We start from the raw sequence: 22325 nt of genomic DNA, 5'->3' as shown, positions 1-22325 counted from the left end.
TGACTTTGAATTAATGATTCATCAATTGAATGTCTGTACCACTACGTTTCGGATCAATCAAGATTTTGGCATGCTGTTCAGGATCACGTAATGCTTCAAATGCGCTCGTAACACCCTCTAAACCGACAACACCGGTAATGAGCGGTGAACAATTCACTTTACCTTCTGCAATCATATGTAGCGCATCTCGAAACTCAAGCGGTGTATAACCTAACACGAACTGAATTTCTAACTCTTTATTAATCGCAAGTGCGGGTTCTATTTTGTCACTTTGCATGCACACCCCAACCCCAACAATTCGGGAAAATAAAGGCGCCCCTTCAATAATCTGCTGTAAAACACCCGGTACGCCCACACATTCAAAAATAACAGGACGTTTTGGCAGAGCACCTAACTTATCAATCATGCGCCATCCATGCCACCACGGTAAGCGAGTCGCTTGCAATTTATCAAACAGCCCCATACCCATGTTAATGGCATCAGAAACATTGCCAAGCAAACCAAACTCTTTCCAGTTGGCAAATGGTGATGTCTCTTTAGGGTCTACCACAATATCGGCACCGCATTGCTCGGCAAGCTTACGGCGGTTAGGTGAAAAGTCACTGGCAACTACGGTTTTAACGCCAGCCGCTTTAAGCATTAATATGACACCTAGCCCAACAGGACCACAGCCAATCACAATAGCAGGCTCACTGGTTTTCACACGGCTACGGCGAACGGCATGCAATGCAACCGCCATAGGTTCAGTCATGGCGGCGCTATCGGCATCTAAGCCATTGGGTACTTCAAACATCAAGCTCGATTGAGCCAATACTTGCTCAGCATAGCCACCAGATGCATTTGGAGAAAGCCCTGTAGACAAATAACCATGCTGATCTACATTTAAAAGAGGCATTGCACAAACAAGTGTGTAGGCTTTAAATTTATGACGTGTTTTTGGACCGTAGTCTAAAACCTTGCCACAAAATTCATGTCCCAGTACAAACGGATCTGTGGACTTCGCTAAACCATTAAATCCAACACGTGCAGCCAAATCATGCATGTGGTCACAGTGGTGCTGCATATGTAAATCAGAGCCACAAATCCCACATCGCACTACCTCCAATAACACCTGTCCTTTTGCAGGCGTTAATTTCGGTTGGTCCACCACTTGTAATTTTGCTTGATGACAAAGTACCGACTTCATTTGAGCGCTTCCTATTTCTTCTTTTTCATTTACTTGCCAGAAATAGATTTCTACAGATAAATTAATCGCTTTATCAGTTTGGTCTTTAGCAAGCCTTTGCCCATATTTACAAGGAAAAGCCAAAATACCAATGACCATTCTTTAGTCAATCTATTGTTGAATAGTCAACAATAGATAAACTCAGCGAAATTAAAAACAATAAAAATCTTGGTGCTTGTATCTTACACAGACTGTGTTGTCTTCTTAGGCCAGAACAATGTCATCAAAATTAAAACTAATACAAATATAGTAAGTTCAAAAAACTCAATTCAACGCTTTTCACAAAAACATAGCAAATCCAAACTTTTATCAGCAGTCCTAAACAGGCATGATGAATTAATAGCAATAGATAAGAAGAAGTCTATGATTACAAAAACCCTTCCGCTTACTGATATACACCGTCATCTTGATGGCAACATCCGCATTCAAACCATTTTAGAACTGGGGCAACAATACCATTTAGATTTACCCGCCTACGACATTGAAACGTTACGACCACACGTACAAGTGATGGATAACCAACCTGACTTATTAAGTTTCTTATCCAAGCTCGATTGGGGCGTAAAAGTATTAGCGAGTTTAGATGCCTGTAAACGTATTGCTTTTGAAAATATGCAAGATGCAGCACAGCAAGGGCTAGACTATGTAGAGCTGCGTTTTTCACCGGGTTATATGGGAATGACACATCAACTTCCCCTTGAAGGTGTTGTTGAAGCAGTTATTGCTGGTGTGAAAGAAGGCAGTCAAGCTTACGGGGTAAAAGCGAATTTAATTGGCATTATGAGCCGTACTTTTGGTCAAGAAGCCTGCGAAAAAGAGTTAAATGCCCTTATTGCCCATAAAAATGATATTAAAGCGTTGGATCTCGCTGGAGATGAGCTTGGTTTTCCGGGCAATTTATTTATTGATCACTTTAAAAAAGCACGTGATGCAGGTTGGCACATTACGGTACATGCAGGAGAAGCTGCCGGCCCAGAAAGTATTTGGCAAGCTATTGAAGAATTAGGTGCTGAACGAATTGGACATGGTGTTAAAGCAGTTCAAGATTTAAAACTTTTAGATTATTTAGCTAAACATGAGATTGGTATTGAGTCTTGCTTAACCTCAAACATTCAAACCAACACAGTGCCTTCTTTAGCAGAACACCCATTAAAGACTTTTTTAGAACATGGTGTACTTGCCACCATTAATACAGATGACCCAGCAGTAGAAGGTATTGAGATACAACATGAATATTTAACTGCTGCCCCATTAGCTGGTTTAAGCCCTGAGCAAATTTATACAGCTCAAGAAAATGGACTTAAAATCGCATTTTTATCTGATCAAGAAAAAGATGAGTTAAAGCAGAAATATCAATAACAGAGAACAGAGAACAGAGAACAGAGAACAGAGAACAGAGAACAGAGAACAGAGCTTATATAAACACGTTCAAATATTGGAGTACGTTTGAATTAAAATTTCGAACTAGAAAACAAAAAAATTTCTTCTATCGGTAAGATATGAAGAAATTTTTTAATCTTTGGGATATTTTTAAAGCTTTAATGCTTTTAAATATGGTCGGAGCAGTAGGATTCGAACCTACGACCCCCTGGTCCCAAACCAGGTGCACTACCAGGCTGTGCTATGCTCCGAAATTGGGGTGAATGACGGGATTCGAACCCGCGACAACTGGAATCACAATCCAGGGCTCTACCAACTGAGCTACATCCACCATCAAATAGTTCTATGTACCAAGCTACCGAGTGGCGCGCCTGACAGGATTCGAACCTGTGACCATCCGCTTAGAAGGCGGATGCTCTATCCAACTGAGCTACAGGCGCTTAACCGATGATGCTTATCATGCGATACTTCGCCGATCTTAAAATATTATTTTAAGTGGTCGGAGCAGTAGGATTCGAACCTACGACCCCCTGGTCCCAAACCAGGTGCACTACCAGGCTGTGCTATGCTCCGATCTATCTCAGCTTTTGCTGTATCGCACATCGTGCGGTACGGTGTGCATTCTAGGCGCGACGCCCTCAGACGTCAACACCTATTGTCAAAAAAAGTTAAAAATCCTTATCAAATGTATATTTAACAAGCATTTTGAGGTTTTTTAACGCTTTAACGATGCACTAAAGGCTAACATTCGATCTAAAGGCATTTTGGCACGTTCAGCAAGCGCTGGATCAACGTGTATTTCCTGATCACCTTTTTGTAAAACTTCTAAAATTCCGTCGAGTTCATTCATTGCCATCCAAGGACAGTGAGCACATGAACGACAAGTTGCTCCCTCACCTGCTGTTGGCGCTTCAACTAAAATCTTATTCGGTACCGCTTGCTGCATTTTGTAGAAAATACCACGGTCAGTTGCCACAATGAGTCTTTCATTTGGCAAAGTCTGCGCAGCTTTAATCAGTTGAGAAGTACTACCTACTGCATCTGCAATGTCTACAACCGACTCTGGTGACTCTGGATGTACCAATACAGCCGCATCTGGGTAGAGTGCTTTCATGTTAGCAATACCACGTGCACGGAATTCTTCATGCACAATACATGCGCCATCCCAAAGCAACATATCTGCACCGGTTTTCTTTTGAATATAGCGACCCAAGTGCTGATCTGGTGCCCAAATAATTTTTTCGCCTAAGCTATCTAGGTGTTCAACAATTTCAACAGCACAGCTTGAAGTCACCACCCAATCTGCACGTGCTTTAACAGCAGCCGATGTGTTGGCATAAACAACTACAGTGTGGTCAGGGTGCTGATCACAAAATGCTGTGAACTCGTCAACTGGACAGCCCAAATCGAGTGAACAGGTTGCCTCAAGCGTCGGCATTAAAATTGTTTTTTCAGGAGACAGAATTTTTGCTGTTTCTCCCATAAATTTGACCCCAGCAACAACCAGTGTTGAGGCAGCATGATCTCGTCCGAAACGGGCCATTTCTAAAGAGTCAGAAACGCATCCACCTGTTTTTTCGGCAAGCTCCTGTACTTCAGGGTCGCAATAGTAATGAGCAACAAGGACAGCATCACGTTTTTTGAGCTCTGCTTCGATCTGTGCAAACTTTTGTTGTTTTGCTTCTTCACTTAAGCGATTGTCTTTTGGCTCACCTAAACGGTCTAAATGCGCTTGTACAATGTTTTTTGCATCGTTGGCAATTAAAGTCGCATCACTCATAAAACGTCTTCTCTATCCTTCATGCTGGCATACCTGCTCGCATATAACGTTACTGCTTAAATGATTTACGGATTGAATCATTTAATATCAAAAGTTGGGGCTAATAAAAAAGCCTCTTTGTGGAGGCTTGATTATAACTGATATTTAAGAACGGTAATCAGCATTAATTTTGACATAGTCGTAAGATAAGTCACAGGTATATACCGTGTCTTTGGCTTGACCACGTCCTAAATCAACACGAATGGTAATTTCGGTTTGAGCCATAACGCGCGCGCCCGCTTCTTCGGTATAGTCCTCAGCTGCGCCGCCGTCTTTACAGATTTGTACGTCATCTAACCATACTTGAATTTTAGACACATCTAAGTCTTTAACTCCTGCATAGCCAATCGCAGCTAAAATACGTCCCCAGTTCGGGTCCGATGCAAAAAGTGCAGTTTTGACGAGTGGTGAATGCGCAATGCTATAAGCAATGTCACAACACTCCTGAATGTTACCGCCACCCTCTACAGCCACAGTAATAAACTTCGTCGCGCCTTCGCCATCACGAACAATTAACTGTGCTAAACGATTCATTACACGAGCAAGTACTTCTAACACTTTGGTGTAGCGTGCATCACTGTCTGTTGTAATTTCAGCGCCACCCGCCTGACCTGTTGCAACAAAAATACAAGAGTCATTGGTTGAGGTATCACCATCAATCGTAATACGGTTAAATGAATGCTCAACCGTGGTTTTTAGTAACTTTTGTACTAAATCACGGCGAATAGGTGCATCTGTTGCCACAAAGCTCAACATGGTTGCCATGTTCGGGCGGATCATTCCGGCGCCTTTACTAATACCTGTCATGGTATAAGTAATGCCATCAAGTTCAAATTGTTCAGATGCACCTTTAGGTACTGTGTCTGTGGTCATAATGCCAGATGCAGCATCATTCCAAGCCGCTTCTTGTACGCTATTTAATGCAGGCTGAAGACCAGCAAGTAAACGTTCCATCGGAAGCTGTTCACCAATCACACCTGTAGAAAAGGGCAAAATTTCTGAGCTATTTACCCCAGCAATCTCCGCCAATTTTGCACAAGTATCCTGAGCATTTTTCAAACCCGTAGGTCCTGTTCCTGCATTGGCATTACCTGTATTAATCACTAAATAACGAGGATTACCTTCGGCAAGATGGGCTTTAGAAACATGAACAGGAGCTGCACAAAATGCATTTTGAGTAAATACACCAGCAACATTTGAACCTTCTGCAAACTCAAAAATGACTAAATCTCGTCGGTTTTGGTAACGTACATATGCTTCTGTTGAGCCAATTTTTACACCTTTTACCACATGCATTTGTGGCATTGTTACGTCACCGACAGCCATTTTTAGAACATCCAAAGTTTGTTGAATAAGATCAATATTTCAAAAAAAGCGATGCAATGCAGCACTTTCTTCATGAAATATCATAGAGGACAGCTTAGTAGAAAAGTCTAAAAAAATCGAGCGCAAAAAAGGCTCATTGTTGCTCTAGTTTTAATAAAATATCTTTCTTATCAAGTCCGCCAGCAAAACCCACTAAAGCACCGCCCGCACCAATGACTCTGTGACAAGGTGCAATAATTGAAATTGGGTTTTTGCCATTTGCCGCGCCAACTGCTCTCACCGCTTTTTCATTACCAATTTGAACAGCAATATCTTTATAACTTCTTGTTTCACCATAAGGAATGGTCAATAAAGCAGACCAGACCTGCTTTTGAAATGCAGTCCCCTCGAAATCTAGTGGTAATGTAAACTCACGGCGTTTACCTTCAAAATATTCTTTTAATTGTTGTTCGGTCTTTAATAAAACTGGATGTTCAAGTTGTTCGACTAGCTCGGCCAGTCGAACACGTTTTGGATTTTCATTGTCCCAGAGTATTGCCACCAAAGCATTTTCATTCGCAACCAGCTTTAATTGCCCAACAGGCGAATTGATATACTTATAAGACAGCAACATAGTTTTATTCTCTTAGGACGGAGATGAAATTTTCATTAAAACCAAACCAGACACAATCAAGACAGCGGCAATCATTCGCATAGCACCAACAGGCTCATGAAGAAAGAAAATACCGACTAAAAATGACCCAATTGCGCCAATGCCTGTCCAAACCGTATAGGCAGTGCCAAGGGGTAACGTTTTCATTGAAATTGAAAGTAGAACTACACTCAAAATCATAAAAACTACGGTAATAATACTAGGGGTTAAACGGGTAAAACCTTCGGACATTTTCATAGAATATGCCCAAATGATTTCAAATACACCTGCTAAAATTAAAATAGCCCAAGCCATAACATTCACTAATTTTTATAGTGTCAGGTCGTCCCGACATGATTACCCAATATGGGGGAGGCCGTTCCTCCTTTATGTGAGGACTCAGTTTACTTTAAAATAAAAAATGAAGGCAAACCCTATCTAAAGCTTGCCTGTTTTAGAAAATATTATTCGTTTTTTAACTGTAAAATTTTTCGTGCGCCATTTAAAACGAACAAAACAATAATTAATCCAATCATTAAATCAGGATAAGGAGAGCCAGTAATGGCAACCAATATTCCCGCGACAATGACACCTAAGTTTACAATGACATCATTTGCAGAAAAGATATAACTCGCCTTCATATGTGCCCCACTCTCTTTATGGTCTCTCATTAAATAAAGGCAACTAATATTGGCTGCAAGAGCCAATCCACCAATTAAAATCATGAGAATTGAAACGGGTTCACTGCCGTAAATAAAACGGCGCAACACATCAATTAACACAATTATGGCTAAGCCGAACTGGAACCATCCAGAAAGATGCGCAGCCTTTAATTGTGCATTTAGATTTTTACCTACCACAAATAAAGCAATGCCATAAATTGCAGCATCGGCAAACATATCGAGTGAATCAGCGATTAATCCTGTCGATGAAGCAATAATACCTGCCATTAACTCAATAACAAACATGACCCCATTAATCAGTAACAACCATTGTAAAACTTGTTTTTGTGCTGCATTCGTTGAAGTACTTGGTCGAACCTTTTTAGGTTTTTCAACAGGTTCATAATGTGGCTGTGTTTGTTGTAACTCGGCTCCTAATCCTAAACGCTGTAAACTTTGAGTAATCCTTTCAGCTTGAAGACTGTGATAAATCGCTAAATGGCGTGCAGGCAAATCAAAATGAAGTTCTTGAATATCGTCAGTGTAAGAGGCTAAAGCCATCCGCACCATTTGCTCTTCGGCTGCACAATCCATGCGGGGAATATGATAATAACTTACCCATTGACTCTTTTTAGTCACAGGTTCACTAGGCGTGAAACACTCCTGAGATGACATGCTTGAGCATCCGCAGTTAGAGCTATTTTTACTTAAATGTATTTGATTCTCTTGTTTTTCTAAAGCCATCTTTGCACCATAACTGACACAAAAAACAATGCCATTAGTATAAACCAATGGCATATGTTTAAGCTTACTTTTTGTTCGGCAATTAGAATTTTAGTGTTAACCCAGCTCCATAATACCAACCATGTTCGGAGTCGGTTCCAGTTTGCCAAGCAGTTTGTTTTAAACCTTTTTCATAACGGTAACCAACATCAACAAATGGCATGACCTTTTTGTTGATTTCATAACGGGTTTGAAAACCAGCTTGTAAACTTGATAAACCTGTTTTACTTGCATAGCGAGATTCATCTTGCAAAACGACATCTGCTTTTAAATAAGGTTTACCAATTAACTTTTGGGTAAAGAGCAAGTCCCTTTCCGTTTCTAAACTTAACTTCCATAGCTGGTCTTCACCTGCATAAAGATATGCATCGGTTTCAAAAAAGTAAGGTGCCATGCCATGTAAACCCACAACACCAGCCCAACGATCTTGCTTTTCATCTTCCCGTTGCAAACGTTCGTAGTTTACACCGGCCTGTACATCCCAATAGTCAGCTACATTTCGACTATAAAGTACTGAACCGCCATAATTGGCATCTTCTGACTCGGCTTTTTCAACGTGGGCTTTAATGAACAATTTATTTTCATCCGTTCCCACCCAAGTTTCTAATTCAGAAGAAAAACTACCTTCTCCTTCTTCATTTTGAGTCCAGCCAGTATCAATTTTTGTTGCTTGATAAACCTGTCCGCCATGTTCACGTAAATGATCATGAGTTAAAGGCTCTTGAGCAAAAGTAAATACTGATATGCTCGAAAAAGCACCGCAATATAACATTTGAGAAAATAACTTAGTGATGCGCATGACTAGCTCCTTTCTCATTTTCAGATTGAACAGGTGATTGAGCTTGAGCAGGTTGTTGTCCATCATTCACTTGAGCCACAATCAACTTATTCATCATTCCAGCACTCATGTGATAAAGCAGATGGCAATGAATCGCCCATTCGCCTAAGGCATCAGCTGTCAATAACGCAGTAACGGTTTTTCCTGGTGGAACAATAAGAGTATGTTTATTTGGTAAGTTTTCAGCTTGTTGGCCATTTTCTAATTGCATAAACATGCCATGTAAATGCATTGGGTGGGCCATCATGCTGTCATTCACAAACTTCAAGCGAATACGTTCGCCATACTTAACTTGTAATGGCTCAGCTTCGCTAAATTTTTTGCCATTAATGGTCCAGATATAACGCTCCATGTTGCCACCTAAACGAATAACTAATTCACGTTCTGGTGCACGCGTGTCTGGCTGAGGTGTTAAGGATTGCAAATCACTATATTGCAGTGCTTTCATACCCGCTGGTGTCGAAGCATTTGCCCAGCCATAAACGGGTTCATCCTTTTTAGGCTTATTCTCAGATTGCGCAGGCCTCTCATGATTCATATTCATCATAGCGTGGTCATGCTCGCTAGCTGACATTGCCTGCATATCATGCTTCATTTCAGGCATCGCTGACATGTCATGCTTCATTTGCATCATGGAATGATCATGTTCGCCAGATGCCATATTTTTCATGTCATGATCCATGTTCATCATTGTAGAATCATGATTAGCATGGCTCGCCTCTTTTTTCATTTCAGGCATAGCCGACATGTCATGTTGCGTGTTCATTTGATGGCCAACATGTTCATCAACGCCCCCATCACCATGACTCATGCCCATATCATCCATAGTTAACAAAGCACGTGGACGTGGCTGCGGTATTTGAATTGGCCCTACAGCCTGCGCATTTTCATTATGCAAAGTCCCAATGGCAAAACCACTGCGGTCAATAGACTCTGCTTCAATCTGATAATTTGATTGCGTAGGTTCTACAATGACATCGTAGGTTTCGGCTGTACCAATACGGAACTCGTCAATTGCAACTGGCTTAACTGGCTGCCCGTCTGCACTCACAACAGTCATTTTCAAATTTGGAATTCTGACATCAAAAAATGACATCGCTGATGCATTAATAAATCGTAATCGAACCTTATCACCAGCTTTAAAGTTAGCTGTCCAGTTTTGCTGCGGTGTTTTGCCGTTGACTAAGAAGGTATAGCCCGTCACATCAGACATATCGGTTTTTAACATCCGCATTTGATTCCACATCGAACGATCTTGCCAAGTTGCTTTTAAGCCTTGTGTTTTAACTTGCTTCAAAACATCAGATACGGTTTCACGGCGGTTTTGATAATACTCAGCAGATTTCTTCAAATTCTTCATAATGCTATCGCTAGAAGAATTATGAAAATCTGAAAGCATCACCACATAATCACGATCCGTTTTTTCATGTGCAGCTACGGGTATTTTCCCTTTCGGGTAAATCACAAGTGGCCCATATAAACCATCTTGCTCTTGGCCTTTGCTATGGGCGTGATACCAATAAGTGCCGTTTTGTTTCACCTTAAAGCGGTAAACAAAATCTCCGTTTGGCGCAATTCCTTTGAAATTATTAAAACCAGGTACGCCATCCATTAACCCTGGTAGTAACAATCCATGCCAATGCAAAGACGTATCTTGATTCTTTAGCTGATTATGAACATGAATAACAGCTTCATCCCCCTCCTCAAACTCAAGGAGTGGTGCTGTAAATTTTCCATTTACGGTAATTCGTTTTAACGGTTGGCCCGTAACATTGACCGGTTGTTCATTAATATTAAGGTGATATTCCTTAATTGCTGCGAGTGACCATGGTGAAACCAATAGCCCAAATACAGCGACTAAGCTGCTAATCGTTTTATGAGACATTGCTGTAATCCTTTTTAATTAAAAAAATAAGTAAATAAGGATCAAGCTTTGGGAGGACGTAAAATTTCTTGCCAGTATCCGGCTAAATGTTGAGCCTGATAAATACTGCTAAATTGATATGAAATAGGAATAAGTGGGGATTCAACGTCAGGTACAGCTTGCTGCAGAGCCAAATTTACCATTTGGCAATGGACTGGGTTACAGTCCTGACAATGCTCACCATGCGAATGAAGAGACTGGGTCATCTTTTGATGACATACGGTCTGATCATTTGCTTGAGTATGCATATTGTTATGCGAAGATTTTTCACTATGACACGGCATAGTATGAAGATCATGTTGCATAGGCGTCTGTGCAATAGACACACCACTCCACCCAATGACCAAAGTCATTAGGAACACAAACCAAGCATACTTGCGTAAGTGTTGTAGAGCCATTGTGGTTTATCGCCTAGAGCCGATGAGTCATCTTAACCCCATTAGCATAACCAAGTTTTCAAACAGATACAATTTTCAATCTTAACTGTTTGTTTTAAAGTAATTAAGCAAATGGTGATTGATGCTGAAGCACTAAATCAATTACCTGTAATGCACCTTCTTGCTCATTACTTACAGTGGTATAAGGGGCTACTGCTTTCAAAGCTTCTACTGCATTTTCAACTGCAAACCCATACCCCACAGCTTTAATCATCTGAATATCATTATTGTTATCACCAATCGCGACTACCTGATCAGGTTCAACCTGCCATTTTTGTAGTAATAGCTTTAAACCATGGGCTTTATGTTGGTCTGGAAGGATTAAATCAATAAAATTAAAACCACTTGAAACAGGTACTAAGACTTTATCTTTCACAAAACTTTGCTTCTGGAAATGTTCAAAAATTGCAAAACTTTCATTTTCATCAGCAGTAAAGGTAATTTTACATACCAAGTCATCTAGTGCATAAAAGTCATCTACAACTGCCAGCTTTTCAAAATATCGAGCGACTTTGGCATAGTCCTCTGCGTTCATACTGCGATGTACATAAGCACTTTGTTTCCCACAAATGACCATTTTAGAAATATATGTAGAGTCAATCGCTTTTAAAATTTCAGTAAATTGTTCTTGGCTTAAATGAGCAAATGCTAACTCTTGTCCTGCATCTACAACGTGCGCACCATTTTCTGCAATAAAAGTAATTTCATGACTAATTTCTGGGAAATAGGTAATAAGCTTTGCGAGTTGGTTTCCACTTGCGACCACAAAATGAATATTATTTCGTTTTAATTGTTCGTACTGATTTAAAAAACGTGTTTTGTTGTACTGCTTCTTAGAATTAAGAAAAGTCCCATCCATATCTACCGCTAAAATTTTTATCGACATTAATTATCTAAATCTCTGACTAAAATCTTATTAAAACAAATTTAGCTTTATTTTTCATGACACTTTTACAGTTTTATACCGAACTATTCACAAAAAGTTTTACACAGAGCCATATCGTTTTTTACACAGGTTAGTTTTTAGTAAAGCTTAATAAAAAAACAGATAATAAAATATACAGTGCGCATAAAAAAAGAACGCCAAAACGTTCTTTTTTCATCATTTTTGTCTAGAGAATAAACGGTTGATCTAATTTTGTTTATTTTACCAACATCTTATCCATACGGTTATCAACACAGTTATCCATACAGTTATAAACAAAGTTATCCACAAGCTTATTCTCAGATCAATATCTTTTTTAAGCGTCTACGCTACCTACTTTTGCAAGTTCTGCACGCATTTGATCAATCACAACTTTATAATCTGGTTGGCCAAAAATTGCTGAACCTGCAACAAACATATCTGCCCCAGCTTCTGCAATTTCACGGATATTTGCAGGACCAACACCACCATCCACTTCTAAACGAATATCACGACCACTTGCATCGATAATTTTACGAGCTTCACGCAACTTTTCTAATGTCATTGGAATGAACTTTTGTCCACCAAAACCTGGGTTTACACTCATTATTAAAATTTGATCAACTTTATCAAGTACATAATCCAAATAGTGCAACGGCGTTGCTGGGTTAAAGACTAAACCTGCTTTAGCACCACCTGACTTAATCAACTGTAATGAACGATCGATGTGGTGCGATGCTTCTGGATGGAACGTAATAATATCTGCACCCGCTTCCAAAAAGTCTCCAATAATTCGGTCAACTGGAGATACCATCAGATGCACATCAACAGGAGCTGTAATCCCATAATTTTTTAAAGCCTTACATACACCAGCACCAAAAGTTAAATTTGGAACATAGTGATTATCCATCACATCAAAATGTACTACATCGGCACCTGCGGCTAACACTTTGTCTACATCTTCACCTAAACGAGCAAAATCGGCAGATAAAATAGAAGGAGCAATCAAGTAAGGCTTGGACATAGGTGGATGACCTGGCTAAAAATTTAAGGAGAGGCTGGAAATTATAACAAAAAAGAACCTATTTGACCTGCCCTTGCTTGCTTAAATGACAACATTTCAAACTTGCAACGTAACGTTGCAACAATAGAATGCTAACGTCTAAACGAATTTGTTAAGGTACATTAAACCAATGTGAGGATTGATAATGAAAAGCACAACCTATCTATTAACAAACGATGGAAAACGCATTGCAAAACGTCTGGTTAATCATTGGAAACACAAGTTCGAAGTACAAGAAACGGAACAAGACTTTAAAATCTTAATGCCTACAGCAACGATTACACTTGCACCAGAAACAGAGCAGTTAAATGTTGCTATTGATAGCCAGTTAGATGACCACGACCACTTAGAAAAAGTTGTCCTTGATCATCTAAACCGTATGGCTCAACAAGAATTTCAGGTGGAGTGGCAGCACTAATTAGCCACCAACCTTTTCTAACTGGATTGCATGAAACTGTAAGTGCTCATCCATAAAGGTTTGAATAAAGTAATAACCATGATCATAGCCAGCATGTTGTCTTAAAGTTAAAGGCTGTCCCGCTTTTAAACATGCTTGCTTAAATTTTTCAGGGTGAAGTTGTTCATAAAATTGGTCATCTGATCCCTGATCAACCAAAATTTCGTCAAATACTGCCCCATTTTTTGAGACCAACGCTGTGGCATCATGAGCCAACCAGCTTTCGCGGTCTGCACCTAAATAATGGCTAAAGGCTTTGTCTCCCCATGCACATTCAGTTGGTGCACAGATCGGAGCAAATGCAGATACCGACTTAAACTTTTCTGGATATTTAAACGCTAAAGTTAATGCACCGTGACCACCCATTGAGTGCCCAAAAATACCGACTTGTTGAGCATTTACAGGAAAGCTTTTTAAAATGAGTGGATATAACTCATCAATTAAATAACTTTCCATTTGATAATGCTCAGACCACGGTACTTGTGTAGCATTAATATAAAAGCCTGCACCTTGCCCAATATCCCAATGATCCCCTGCTGCGACTTGTTCTCCACGAGGAGAAGTGTCTGGGGTAATCAATATTAAGCTGAGTTGTGCTGCCATATGTTGCGCATGTGCTTTTATGGCAAAGGTTTCTTCAGTACACGTTAATCCAGCTAAGTAAAATAGAGTTGAGCAAGCTTTACCTTCTAAAGCTGCTGGGGGTAAATAAACACCAAACTTCGCTGGTCCCTTTAAATAAGAAGATTCAAATTGGTATATACGCTGCTCACCCTCAAAGCAGCGGTTTTTTTGCAGGAGTTGCATCGTTTTTAGCCTCTGTTCTTGTTTGAGCAATATCTACACTACCTGTATTTTGCTGAGGAAATAGATACTTTTCCAATTGAGGTAGCATAAGTTCCATATTTTTACCAATCATCCACTGAGGCTCAGAAGGTTCAACACCTTGAGCCACTTCCCATTTAGTTACTGTTTGCTTAGCTGTGTTAAACGAATCTTTCATCGACGATTGCTCTCGCATAGCCAAATCAAAGAAAGCTCGACCGAAATAGGTATAGTCAGCTTCGTTATTACATCCAAAAGAAGTTTTATCAGCGGCAGATGCAGTAATAATTAAAGTATCAGGAGACTGTAAAGCAGGAATAAAGCTTCCTGAATAGCAAGCTGAGATAACAATCACGCGCCAGCGAATACCGGATTTATCAAGTGTTTCACGCAACCATTTCGGGTCTACTTGCCCTAAATCTAATGGTGCATTTTCAATTTCGAAGTGATTCTGTTCACCGTGTGAAGTCATATATAGAAATAGGACATCACTATCACGGTTCATTTGCTGCCCCATACGGCGTAACGCTAACTCGATACTGGTTTTAGAGGCAATTGGAATTTCTGTACGGGTGTCTGGGTTATTAACTAGCATCATCGAACGTCCAATCGTTCCGAAACGTGTATCAAACTGTTCTTTAATACGGACCACTTCCGATTTAAAAACATCTTGGTAACTATCGCCAGCAACACCTAAAAAATACCAATGACTTTTTGCCTGCTCACCATATTGGACTTGCTCCAAAGAATCATTTAATAGTTTACTTTGAGCATAAAAAGCATCTTCAGCAAACGTTGGAGCAGAATCTTCTACCTTCCAAATCGGTTGGTCTTTTACAGAAAGTTGCCACACCACCATCGTTGCAATAGTTGCAACCATGACAAGTGCACGTTCCCACCAAGGCCACTTAAGTTCGCGTGAGAAAACCCAAATCACCGCTAAACTTTGCCACACAAACAAAGCTACAAATAAGCTCGGTAAAATTCCGTTATAAATAGCATCGGGAATAAAGTTGAGATAACCATTAGAACCCAAATACTGAATTAAACATTGAATTAATAAAATATTTGTATCTAGAACCAACCAAAGTAAAGCAGGTACTAGCATTAAACGAGGTTGGTTGGTGCGCTGGGATAAGAAAATACCGACAATTAAGGCAATAAACGGCCAAAGTGCATAACCAATTAAACCTTGTGAATTGAAATCACCGATTTGGCCAGCCACAAGCCAGCTATACAGAGAGTTAGTACACCCCCCTAATATTCCCCAAACAATAAGCTGAAGAATAGATGGATGTACAATTTGTAGAGAACGTCTTGATCCCAAAAACAGCCACATTCCGGCAATTTGGTTGCTTTTAAAATCATGCCAAAAGTTAATGGAGGGTTTAAGATCAATCATAAAAGGTTTTCAAAAATTTCGTTTTTGTCAGGCATCTTAAGTGTATGCCTGCTAAGAATTTTAGCAATCATGCTTTTGAACTATATCACATATATTTGTGCATTATTCAAGCAATAAAACCTAACCTTACATAAGCCTACTGAAAATACGCATCAAAACGACAAGCATCTCCTTGCCATTGATGAGCTGGCTCTTGATTCGCCAAGAAAATAGCATGGCGCGGTCGTTTAACGACTACACGTTTAGCAACTTTCTGTGCCAAAACCAGCAAATTATCCCCCAAATCCATCTCACCATCTTCGGGTAAAAGAAGATGTAAAAGCTGCATCTGTTTTTTAACTTGAGCTTGTTTTTTGATGGCTTGGTGATTCTGGTCACGCTGTGGAAACATCGGATCTAGATAAACCACATCAACCAGTTGAGCTGTTTGCTGTAACTGTTGTAAATAACTTGCAGAGTCAGCAAAGATCAGTTGAATCCGATCCATAAACTGGCTTAAAAAGCTGTCTTTTTCAGCTTGTGCTTTTGCATCTTCAAGTAAGGTAAATAAAATTGGATGGCGCTCAACCAATTGTATTTGTGCGCCTAAATAAGCCATGAGTAAGCTGTCATGGCCTAAGCCTGCTGTAGCATCAACCAATATTGGTTTTTCACCTAACTGACAAGCCCGAGCAATCATTTCTGATTTAAGACTTGCACGTTTTAAACGGGAAATTTCGGCCTTCCAGTCGGGCTGCATTTTCATGCCATTTGCAGATAACCATAGCCCATTTTCATCCACACAAAGTGCCAACTCAGGATTTAAACGCAGAAAACGTGCATTCAGCTTTTCAACTAACTGCAAATCTACAGTCACACCTCTAGAACAAAGCACAGCTTGGTAGTGCTGTGCTTGTTCTTGAAAATCTACTTCAAAATATATGTGCATGATTAGCCTTTATTTTGCTTTACCCTGATCTGCTATTTTTTTCCATGCATCATCACGTAAATAAACTGGCAAAGCATATTCAGCATCAACCCACTGCTTTTCTTCTACATAAACACGTGCAATAGAAGCAATGTCTTGTGCAGTTGCAGTGATTGTTTGATGATCTGCATCAGCTTGAAGTAGTTTTGCGCCAGAACCAATTAAGCAATGTTTTGCGTAAGCTGCTGCTGGCTCGTAACCCATTAATTTTTCTTCATCAATACATTGCATAATCCCTTGCTCATCTAGAACATAACTTGCAATGTAAACTTCGTTCATACGAGCATCGAGAACCGCAGTCACTTGTTTCAAACCTTCAAGTCGGTATGCCGCTTGAGCTAAAGCTTGCAAACTCGAAACAGGAATAACGGGTAAATCTTGTGACCATGCCAACGCCTGAGTCACAGCTGCATTAATTCGAACACCACTAAAAGAACCTGGCCCGCGGCTAAAGGCAATCGCATCTAGACCAGCAACCTCAAGACCTGTTTGTTGTAGCCCCTGCTCAATCATGGGCAAAATGGTCTGGGTTTGTGCTTTCGCCCGCGTATCGAGTTGAAAAAACAGTTCTTGGGTTTCATCGACTAATGAAATAGAACACTGCTCATTTGCAGTTTCCAACGCCAGCAATTTCATGCACAACCTTAGTATTAATTCAGATTAAAAACGAGGGTTATGATACCCCACTCGGCTCTGATAGGCGAGTTGTTCTCTCTCTAAATAAAAATGCCAAGCTTGTGCTTGGCATAAAAATATTTTTCTAAAAAAGACTTAAAAGTGGAATTCTTTTAAATCTGCATAGTTCTTAAAGTGCTCAGCATAATGCAATGCACTCAAACGTATTTTTGCAGCGCCATCTTCGTCTAAAGTTTTGACAATTTTGCCAGGTGAACCCATCACCACTGAATTATCTGGAATCACCTTCCCTTCAGGAATTAAAGCATTAGCACCGATAATACAATTTTTACCAATCACAACCCGATTTAAAATTACGGCGTTCATACCAATTAAACTATTATCACCAATCGTACAACCATGCAGCATGACTTTATGCCCGACTGTGACATATTCACCAATATTTAATTCAAGCCCAGCATCGGTATGTAGTACAGAATTTTCTTGAATATTGGAGAAATCACCAATTCGAACTACACAGTTATCGGCACGTACTACAGCTCCAAACCAAATGCTGACTTGACGCCCTAACTCTACTTGTCCAATTAGCGTTGCTGTTGGAGCAACCCAACCATCCCATGGTTCATGTAAGGCTTTTGGGTGCTGTCCTTGATAGCTATACATCATAATTTATCAATCCTGATCACTTATTCTTATGAGAAAACTTTGGCATTCCAAAGGTTGGCGAGTTGAGTAAAAATGGCCAATCTTTTTGATAACCCAATCCATATTTAAACAGAGCAACTAACATACGAGCAGTTAAACCCCAAATGATTTCATTATCAATTTGTAAGCTTGGAAAATATAAAGACTGATGGGCATATCGAACTTCATAGGGTATTGGACGCGTCTCTATAAGTTGTTGTAACGGGACAAAGAAAATTCGATCAATTTCGGTAGGCTGAGGTATTAAAGTCACCTCTGGAGGAATAAGCCCAACAATCGGTTTTACAGACAAACCGCTTCTTGCACGCTGCATCGGCAAATCACCTAACAGCTGCACATCAAACGGATTTAAAGCTGTCTCTTCCTGAGCTTCTCTTAACGCTACAACAATATTACTGGTATCACTAGGATCACGCTTTCCACCCGGAAAAGAAACTTCCCCCGCATGGTTGTTCATATGTATTGAACGGCGTGTAAGCAGTACCTTTGGATCATTTTCATTCGTAATTGCAATCAGCACTGCTGCTTGTGCTTCTTGTATGCGGGTGGAAAAGCGCAATCTTTGCTGTAACTTTTGTGTTAGCAAGTGCTCTTCCATACCATTCACCTATTATTTTCTATCTCTTTGCATCATATCTGAAAATCAAACTTAGGGAATAGAGTTGATGCGTAAGTCTAAAAATTCAGTTATGCTGAGGCATCTCTATACTCGATGATAATTATGAGTTTCTGTGTAGCGTGTGGGCATAAAACCGAACAAAAAATTCCTTTAGGTGATCATAAAGTACGCCGTGTTTGTACTCATTGTGGAAATATTCACTATGAAAACCCCAAAGTAATCTGCGGTGCCTTAGCGTTATGGGAAGACAAAGTATTACTCTGTCGTCGTGCGATTGAACCCCGTTATGGTTTATGGACTTTGCCTGCTGGCTATATGGAATTGTTCGAAACCATGGAACAAGGTGCAGCACGCGAAACTCGTGAAGAAGCAGAAGCCGAGATAGAAATAGAACAACTGTACTGTATGTACAATATTCCTCGCATTGGTCAAATTTATGTACTTTTCAAAGCACAGCTGAAAGATGGCATTTTTGGTGCAGGTGAAGAAAGTATCGAGAGTCGTCTGTTTGAAGAGCATGAAATTCCATGGGGTGAACTTGCCTTCCCTAGTGTCGAACATACATTGAGACACTATTTTGAAGATCGTAAGAAACAAGTTTTCCCAACACATCTTGAAACTTTGGGTACGCGTTTAGACCATACGGGTTAATCAATTAAACAAATAAAAAAGACCGCTAAGCGGTCTTTTTTATTTGTCTTTTATTTTTAAGACTTGGTCTTAATCGCATTACAAGCTGGAATAGACTGATTGGCTAGTTTAATAGACACCGTGCCAGACAAGCGTTGAGCCAAAGCTTTTTCTGCATCTGTTGGTGCTGGGCTAATATCCTTAATATTATTATAAACAGCTTGATAGAAAGCATAAAGGTTAATCCAACGTGCAGTCTTGTTTTCATAATCACTTAAATTAATACTATTACTGCTGTTTTGACCTGCTAATAAGTTATAGAGGTTAATCTTGGCTCCATTTACCGAAATTGAATCATTTACATTATCATCCGGATTAGTATCCTGTCTCACCACAGAGTTAAGCCCCATCAAAATCCCATTAAGGTTACCTAGCTGAGGATTCGATAAAATCATACGAACAGTAATAGAGCTATCACTATCCGATGACTCTGTTCCGCCAGTAGTACCAAGTCGGTATTGTTGCACACCATTACTATCAATTAAGCTGTTGTCTGTTACTGTTGCACATTGACCAGACATATCGGTTGCAGTTGCATTTGGTTTAATATCCGTACGAATATTTCCTTTTTCATCAACGACAATGCCTAAATCGATAGGAGCTATCCCAGTAGTATCAAATCGGAATGTCAAAGTCGCATATAATGGGAAGACATAGCGTTGACCAGAACTCACGTTAGCTGCTGTTTTAAAAATTTCTTTTCCAAGATAACTAATAGGATTGGCTTTAATAATATCAAGTGAACCCTTATAGTTTTCTGTGCCTACTGTTTGACGCCATAAACCATAATGCTGAATATTTCCTGTCGTCGAGCGTGTTAGCTGTTTATAAAAACCTTCACTTCCCGCAACAGCATAATCGTTCATAAACTTACCTTGATAGATTTGCAAATCATTATTTGCATTGCTATCAACGCTTAAACGTAAGGGTTGAGTCGATTGAATATCTTTTGAAATTGGGTTAAGCCAACCATTTTGTTGGGGAGCAACAAGCATTTGCATTGGTTTTGCTTTAGTCCACAATAAAACTGGTGGAGCAACACCAGTCACGTTTCCGTCCTTATCTTTATATAAAGTAGCATCACCACGCCATTGCAGACCGTAACCCATTGCATAACCTTCACGGTCAGTCAACATGAACATGTTAGCCATCATATGACGTAAATTAGTGGTAGATTTATTAAAGCAATCTGCTAATGCCTGATTACAGCCATAAAAACCCAGCGGTAACGGTGAACTAGTAGGATCTACAATACCCGCATAAGTCGCTTCATTTGCTTGAAATAATGCAGCATTTGCTAAGTTTGTGACTTGAGCTACGAGTGCATAAGCTTGAGCATCAGACACTTTACTTACATCTAACCAAGGTTTTAGAAGGGTTACATATTGCCCATTCTTCCATTCTGTTGCAGTTATATCTTGTGTCAAACTAGTCAACAGATTTTTCTTATCTTGAGTAAATTGGGTTGGTTGTAAATCACCTACCACATTATCGCCACGTTCAACACCAATACTTTGGAATAACTTAACTAAAGCCATAGCTACTTTAATAGTTGGATCAGCGTTACTCATTGAAGCAGGAGGCTGACCAGTTAATGCCGTTGCCATATCCAAAACTGTTAAATGTGTTGTTCCGTATTTTCCTAATGTATCAAGTTTTATCGTACCTAACGCAATCTTGTGAGTATTGCTACCTTGTAGATAAAGCGTAATTGTTTCATCTGATTTACTGCCACTAATACTACAAGCACCGCCAACCGAGTTACCAACCAATTTAGTAATATAACGCTGATTCGGAGATAAACTACAGTCGAAATTCAAACCTGCTATTGGATAATTTAATTCAAAATTCAGACAGGTTTCATCTGTTGCTTTACAATCCAAATTAGTGGTCGGAATCGTACCACCACCTTGGGTAGGATCTTCATTAATTGTTGAGCCACCACCACCGCAACCATTTAATACAATTGCCAATGTGGATAATGCAAAAGGTAATAAAAAATTTTTACTCATCATCATTCCTATTTATTTTTAACGTAATACCGAAATTTTAATTTGTCCCTGATTAGATAGTTCTTGATCCGGCATATCCACAGCAGAAGATAAAGGCGTTAACATAATATAGTGTGTACGTTCCGGCAGCTGTAAAACACCTAAAATCGATGCATGTTGTAAAATTGTCGCAGGATACGACTTACTTTTAAAACCACTAGCACCTTCTATAACACACCCCTTATCGTCCAAGAAAACAGCGAGGGGCCAATAATATACAGGCTTATCATTGGTTGTAGCATAGGAAGCTACCTGTATATTCTTAATAGAAGAATCTACTTTTACGACTTCATATTCAAATTTTTCTTTAAGAGGTTTTCTCGGCCATAACCCAACTTCTTTATTCTGGCTTAGCTTTTTAATTGATTTGTTATAACCTTTAATAAAACACAAATCATTTTCAAAAGTATTTGCCAATTCTTGTTGTGAAAGTCGTAAATATGTAGGTGCCAATACAACAGGGGAAATTTGATCTTCTCGTGATCGGTTTAATACATTATCGAGGATAGACTGACTAACACCTTTTTTGCGCTCAATAGATTCGGTTCGGCCTAACCCATCAGGCATAATATAAAAACGTTTTTTACCTTCTAGATTAAATTCTTGATTTTCTAAATATTCATTATTGACGTATTCCACTCCATCAATGGTAGTGTACTTCGTCTCATCCTTTTTTGGTGCTACTGGTGTTATTGAAGTAACGACATTCTTAGACAAGGTTTGAACTGAATTCGATTCTGCTTTTTCTTCAATCTTTTGTTGGGAAGCAGAATCCTTTATTACTGTTTTTTCTTTACTAGTTTCTAAAGTGGACTTTTGACCAATAACTTCTGATTTTTCTTTAATGAGTTTTACTTGTTTTGAAACTGTAGATTGTTTATTTATCGAGATAGTTGGTGCAGTTGGTGCAGTTGGTGCAGTTGGTGCAGTTGGTGCAGTTGGTGCAGTTGGTGCAGTTGGTGCAGTTGGTGCAGTTGGTGC

22 protein-coding genes and 4 tRNA genes are annotated in these 22325 nt (G+C 39.6%); 3 read left to right on the top strand and 23 right to left on the bottom strand.

The features are described 5' to 3' along the window. Window positions 1-10 precede the first annotated feature (10 nt). Complete coding sequence (locus ACT53H_RS17690) at window positions 11-1186, bottom strand: zinc-binding dehydrogenase (RefSeq protein WP_476009799.1); 1176 nt, start codon at window positions 1184-1186, stop codon at window positions 11-13. Window positions 1187-1588: 402 nt separating this feature from the next. Between ACT53H_RS17690 and add the strand changes: the two genes are divergently transcribed. Continuing rightward, window positions 1589-2584, top strand: coding sequence for an adenosine deaminase (add, locus tag ACT53H_RS17685; protein ID WP_476009775.1), 996 nt, complete (start codon window positions 1589-1591; stop codon window positions 2582-2584). 195 nt (window positions 2585-2779) lie between these two features. On the opposite strand, the gene ACT53H_RS17680 is transcribed toward add, so the two are convergent. From ACT53H_RS17680 to rpe, 14 genes are all read right to left on the bottom strand, one after another. Then, window positions 2780-2856 (bottom strand) — tRNA-Pro (locus ACT53H_RS17680). Window positions 2857-2860: 4 nt separating this feature from the next. Beyond that, window positions 2861-2936 (bottom strand) — tRNA-His (locus ACT53H_RS17675). A 32-nt stretch (window positions 2937-2968) separates the two neighbouring features. Continuing rightward, window positions 2969-3045 (bottom strand) — tRNA-Arg (locus tag ACT53H_RS17670). Between the two features lie 56 nt (window positions 3046-3101). Then, window positions 3102-3178, bottom strand: a tRNA-Pro gene (locus ACT53H_RS17665). Between the two features lie 142 nt (window positions 3179-3320). After that, window positions 3321-4385 carry a quinolinate synthase NadA gene (gene nadA / locus ACT53H_RS17660; protein WP_004794428.1) on the bottom strand — a complete coding sequence of 355 codons (1065 nt, stop codon included), beginning with the start codon at window positions 4383-4385 and terminating at the stop codon, window positions 3321-3323. A 144-nt stretch (window positions 4386-4529) separates the two neighbouring features. Next, on the bottom strand, window positions 4530-5750 hold the full coding sequence (gene argJ, locus ACT53H_RS17655) for a bifunctional glutamate N-acetyltransferase/amino-acid acetyltransferase ArgJ (RefSeq protein WP_476009774.1): 1221 nt from the start codon (window positions 5748-5750) through the stop codon (window positions 4530-4532). 133 nt (window positions 5751-5883) lie between these two features. Continuing rightward, entirely contained in the window at window positions 5884-6363 is a 480-nt protein-coding gene (locus tag ACT53H_RS17650) for a methylated-DNA--[protein]-cysteine S-methyltransferase (RefSeq protein ID WP_016139173.1), read from the bottom strand. A gap of 12 nt (window positions 6364-6375) precedes the next feature. Next, window positions 6376-6696, bottom strand: a complete 321-nt coding sequence (locus tag ACT53H_RS17645) for a DMT family transporter (protein ID WP_174723966.1) — start codon at window positions 6694-6696, stop codon at window positions 6376-6378. Between the two features lie 149 nt (window positions 6697-6845). Next, window positions 6846-7841, bottom strand: a complete 996-nt coding sequence (locus tag ACT53H_RS17640) for a cation efflux transmembrane domain-containing protein (protein ID WP_476009773.1) — start codon at window positions 7839-7841, stop codon at window positions 6846-6848. Between the two features lie 28 nt (window positions 7842-7869). Further along, on the bottom strand, window positions 7870-8625 hold the full coding sequence (locus tag ACT53H_RS17635; RefSeq protein ID WP_001980129.1) for a copper resistance protein B: 756 nt from the start codon (window positions 8623-8625) through the stop codon (window positions 7870-7872). Continuing rightward, entirely contained in the window at window positions 8612-10549 is a 1938-nt protein-coding gene (locus tag ACT53H_RS17630) for a copper resistance system multicopper oxidase (protein ID WP_476009772.1), read from the bottom strand. The genes ACT53H_RS17635 and ACT53H_RS17630 overlap by 14 nt, the downstream gene beginning before the upstream one ends. Before the next feature lie 41 nt (window positions 10550-10590). Further along, the gene (locus ACT53H_RS17625; RefSeq protein WP_476009771.1) at window positions 10591-10986 is read right to left on the bottom strand and encodes a hypothetical protein; all 396 of its coding nucleotides are present in this window, start codon (window positions 10984-10986) and stop codon (window positions 10591-10593) included. Between the two features lie 103 nt (window positions 10987-11089). Further along, window positions 11090-11911: a Cof-type HAD-IIB family hydrolase gene (locus tag ACT53H_RS17620; protein WP_476009770.1), complete on the bottom strand. Its 822-nt coding sequence runs from the start codon at window positions 11909-11911 to the stop codon at window positions 11090-11092. Between the two features lie 355 nt (window positions 11912-12266). Beyond that, window positions 12267-12953, bottom strand: a complete 687-nt coding sequence (rpe, locus tag ACT53H_RS17615; RefSeq protein WP_004794447.1) for a ribulose-phosphate 3-epimerase — start codon at window positions 12951-12953, stop codon at window positions 12267-12269. A gap of 184 nt (window positions 12954-13137) precedes the next feature. On the opposite strand from rpe, the gene ACT53H_RS17610 reads away from it, so the two are divergent. Next, window positions 13138-13410, top strand: a complete 273-nt coding sequence (locus tag ACT53H_RS17610) for a DUF2218 domain-containing protein (RefSeq protein ID WP_004794449.1) — start codon at window positions 13138-13140, stop codon at window positions 13408-13410. Here ACT53H_RS17610 and fghA read toward each other — a convergent pair whose 3' ends face one another. The 6 genes from fghA to ACT53H_RS17580 all read right to left on the bottom strand — a co-directional run bounded on the left by fghA (window position 13411) and on the right by ACT53H_RS17580 (window position 18591). Further along, a complete protein-coding gene (gene fghA, locus ACT53H_RS17605) occupies window positions 13411-14256 on the bottom strand; it encodes an S-formylglutathione hydrolase (RefSeq protein WP_353157948.1) in 846 nt (281 codons plus the stop codon). It abuts the gene before it with no gap. Next, entirely contained in the window at window positions 14225-15676 is a 1452-nt protein-coding gene (locus ACT53H_RS17600) for a C13 family peptidase (RefSeq protein ID WP_174758402.1), read from the bottom strand. The genes fghA and ACT53H_RS17600 overlap by 32 nt, the downstream gene beginning before the upstream one ends. A 136-nt stretch (window positions 15677-15812) precedes the next feature. Then, on the bottom strand, window positions 15813-16604 hold the full coding sequence (locus ACT53H_RS17595; protein WP_353157946.1) for a class I SAM-dependent methyltransferase: 792 nt from the start codon (window positions 16602-16604) through the stop codon (window positions 15813-15815). A 9-nt stretch (window positions 16605-16613) separates the two neighbouring features. Beyond that, window positions 16614-17279, bottom strand: a complete 666-nt coding sequence (tsaB, locus tag ACT53H_RS17590) for a tRNA (adenosine(37)-N6)-threonylcarbamoyltransferase complex dimerization subunit type 1 TsaB (protein WP_353157944.1) — start codon at window positions 17277-17279, stop codon at window positions 16614-16616. 135 nt (window positions 17280-17414) lie between these two features. Beyond that, window positions 17415-17942, bottom strand: a complete 528-nt coding sequence (locus tag ACT53H_RS17585; RefSeq protein WP_476009798.1) for a gamma carbonic anhydrase family protein — start codon at window positions 17940-17942, stop codon at window positions 17415-17417. Window positions 17943-17961: 19 nt separating this feature from the next. Beyond that, window positions 17962-18591: a CoA pyrophosphatase gene (locus ACT53H_RS17580; RefSeq protein WP_476009769.1), complete on the bottom strand. Its 630-nt coding sequence runs from the start codon at window positions 18589-18591 to the stop codon at window positions 17962-17964. Window positions 18592-18705: 114 nt separating this feature from the next. Here ACT53H_RS17580 and ACT53H_RS17575 point away from each other — a divergent pair, with 114 nt between their 5' ends. Next, on the top strand, window positions 18706-19254 hold the full coding sequence (locus tag ACT53H_RS17575) for an NUDIX hydrolase (RefSeq protein ID WP_002115876.1): 549 nt from the start codon (window positions 18706-18708) through the stop codon (window positions 19252-19254). A 56-nt stretch (window positions 19255-19310) separates the two neighbouring features. On the opposite strand, the gene filF is transcribed toward ACT53H_RS17575, so the two are convergent. Then, complete coding sequence (gene filF / locus ACT53H_RS17570) at window positions 19311-21311, bottom strand: putative pilus system protein FilF (RefSeq protein ID WP_476009768.1); 2001 nt, start codon at window positions 21309-21311, stop codon at window positions 19311-19313. Window positions 21312-21323: 12 nt separating this feature from the next. Beyond that, on the bottom strand, window positions 21324-22325 hold a 1002-nt coding region (gene filE / locus ACT53H_RS17565), incomplete at its 5' end, for a putative pilus assembly protein FilE (RefSeq protein WP_476009767.1).

It is taken from the genome of Acinetobacter sp. DMC2, from assembly GCF_056314305.1.
Note: the sequence above shows the minus strand (reverse complement) of the source record. Positions and strands in the feature narration are given on the sequence as shown.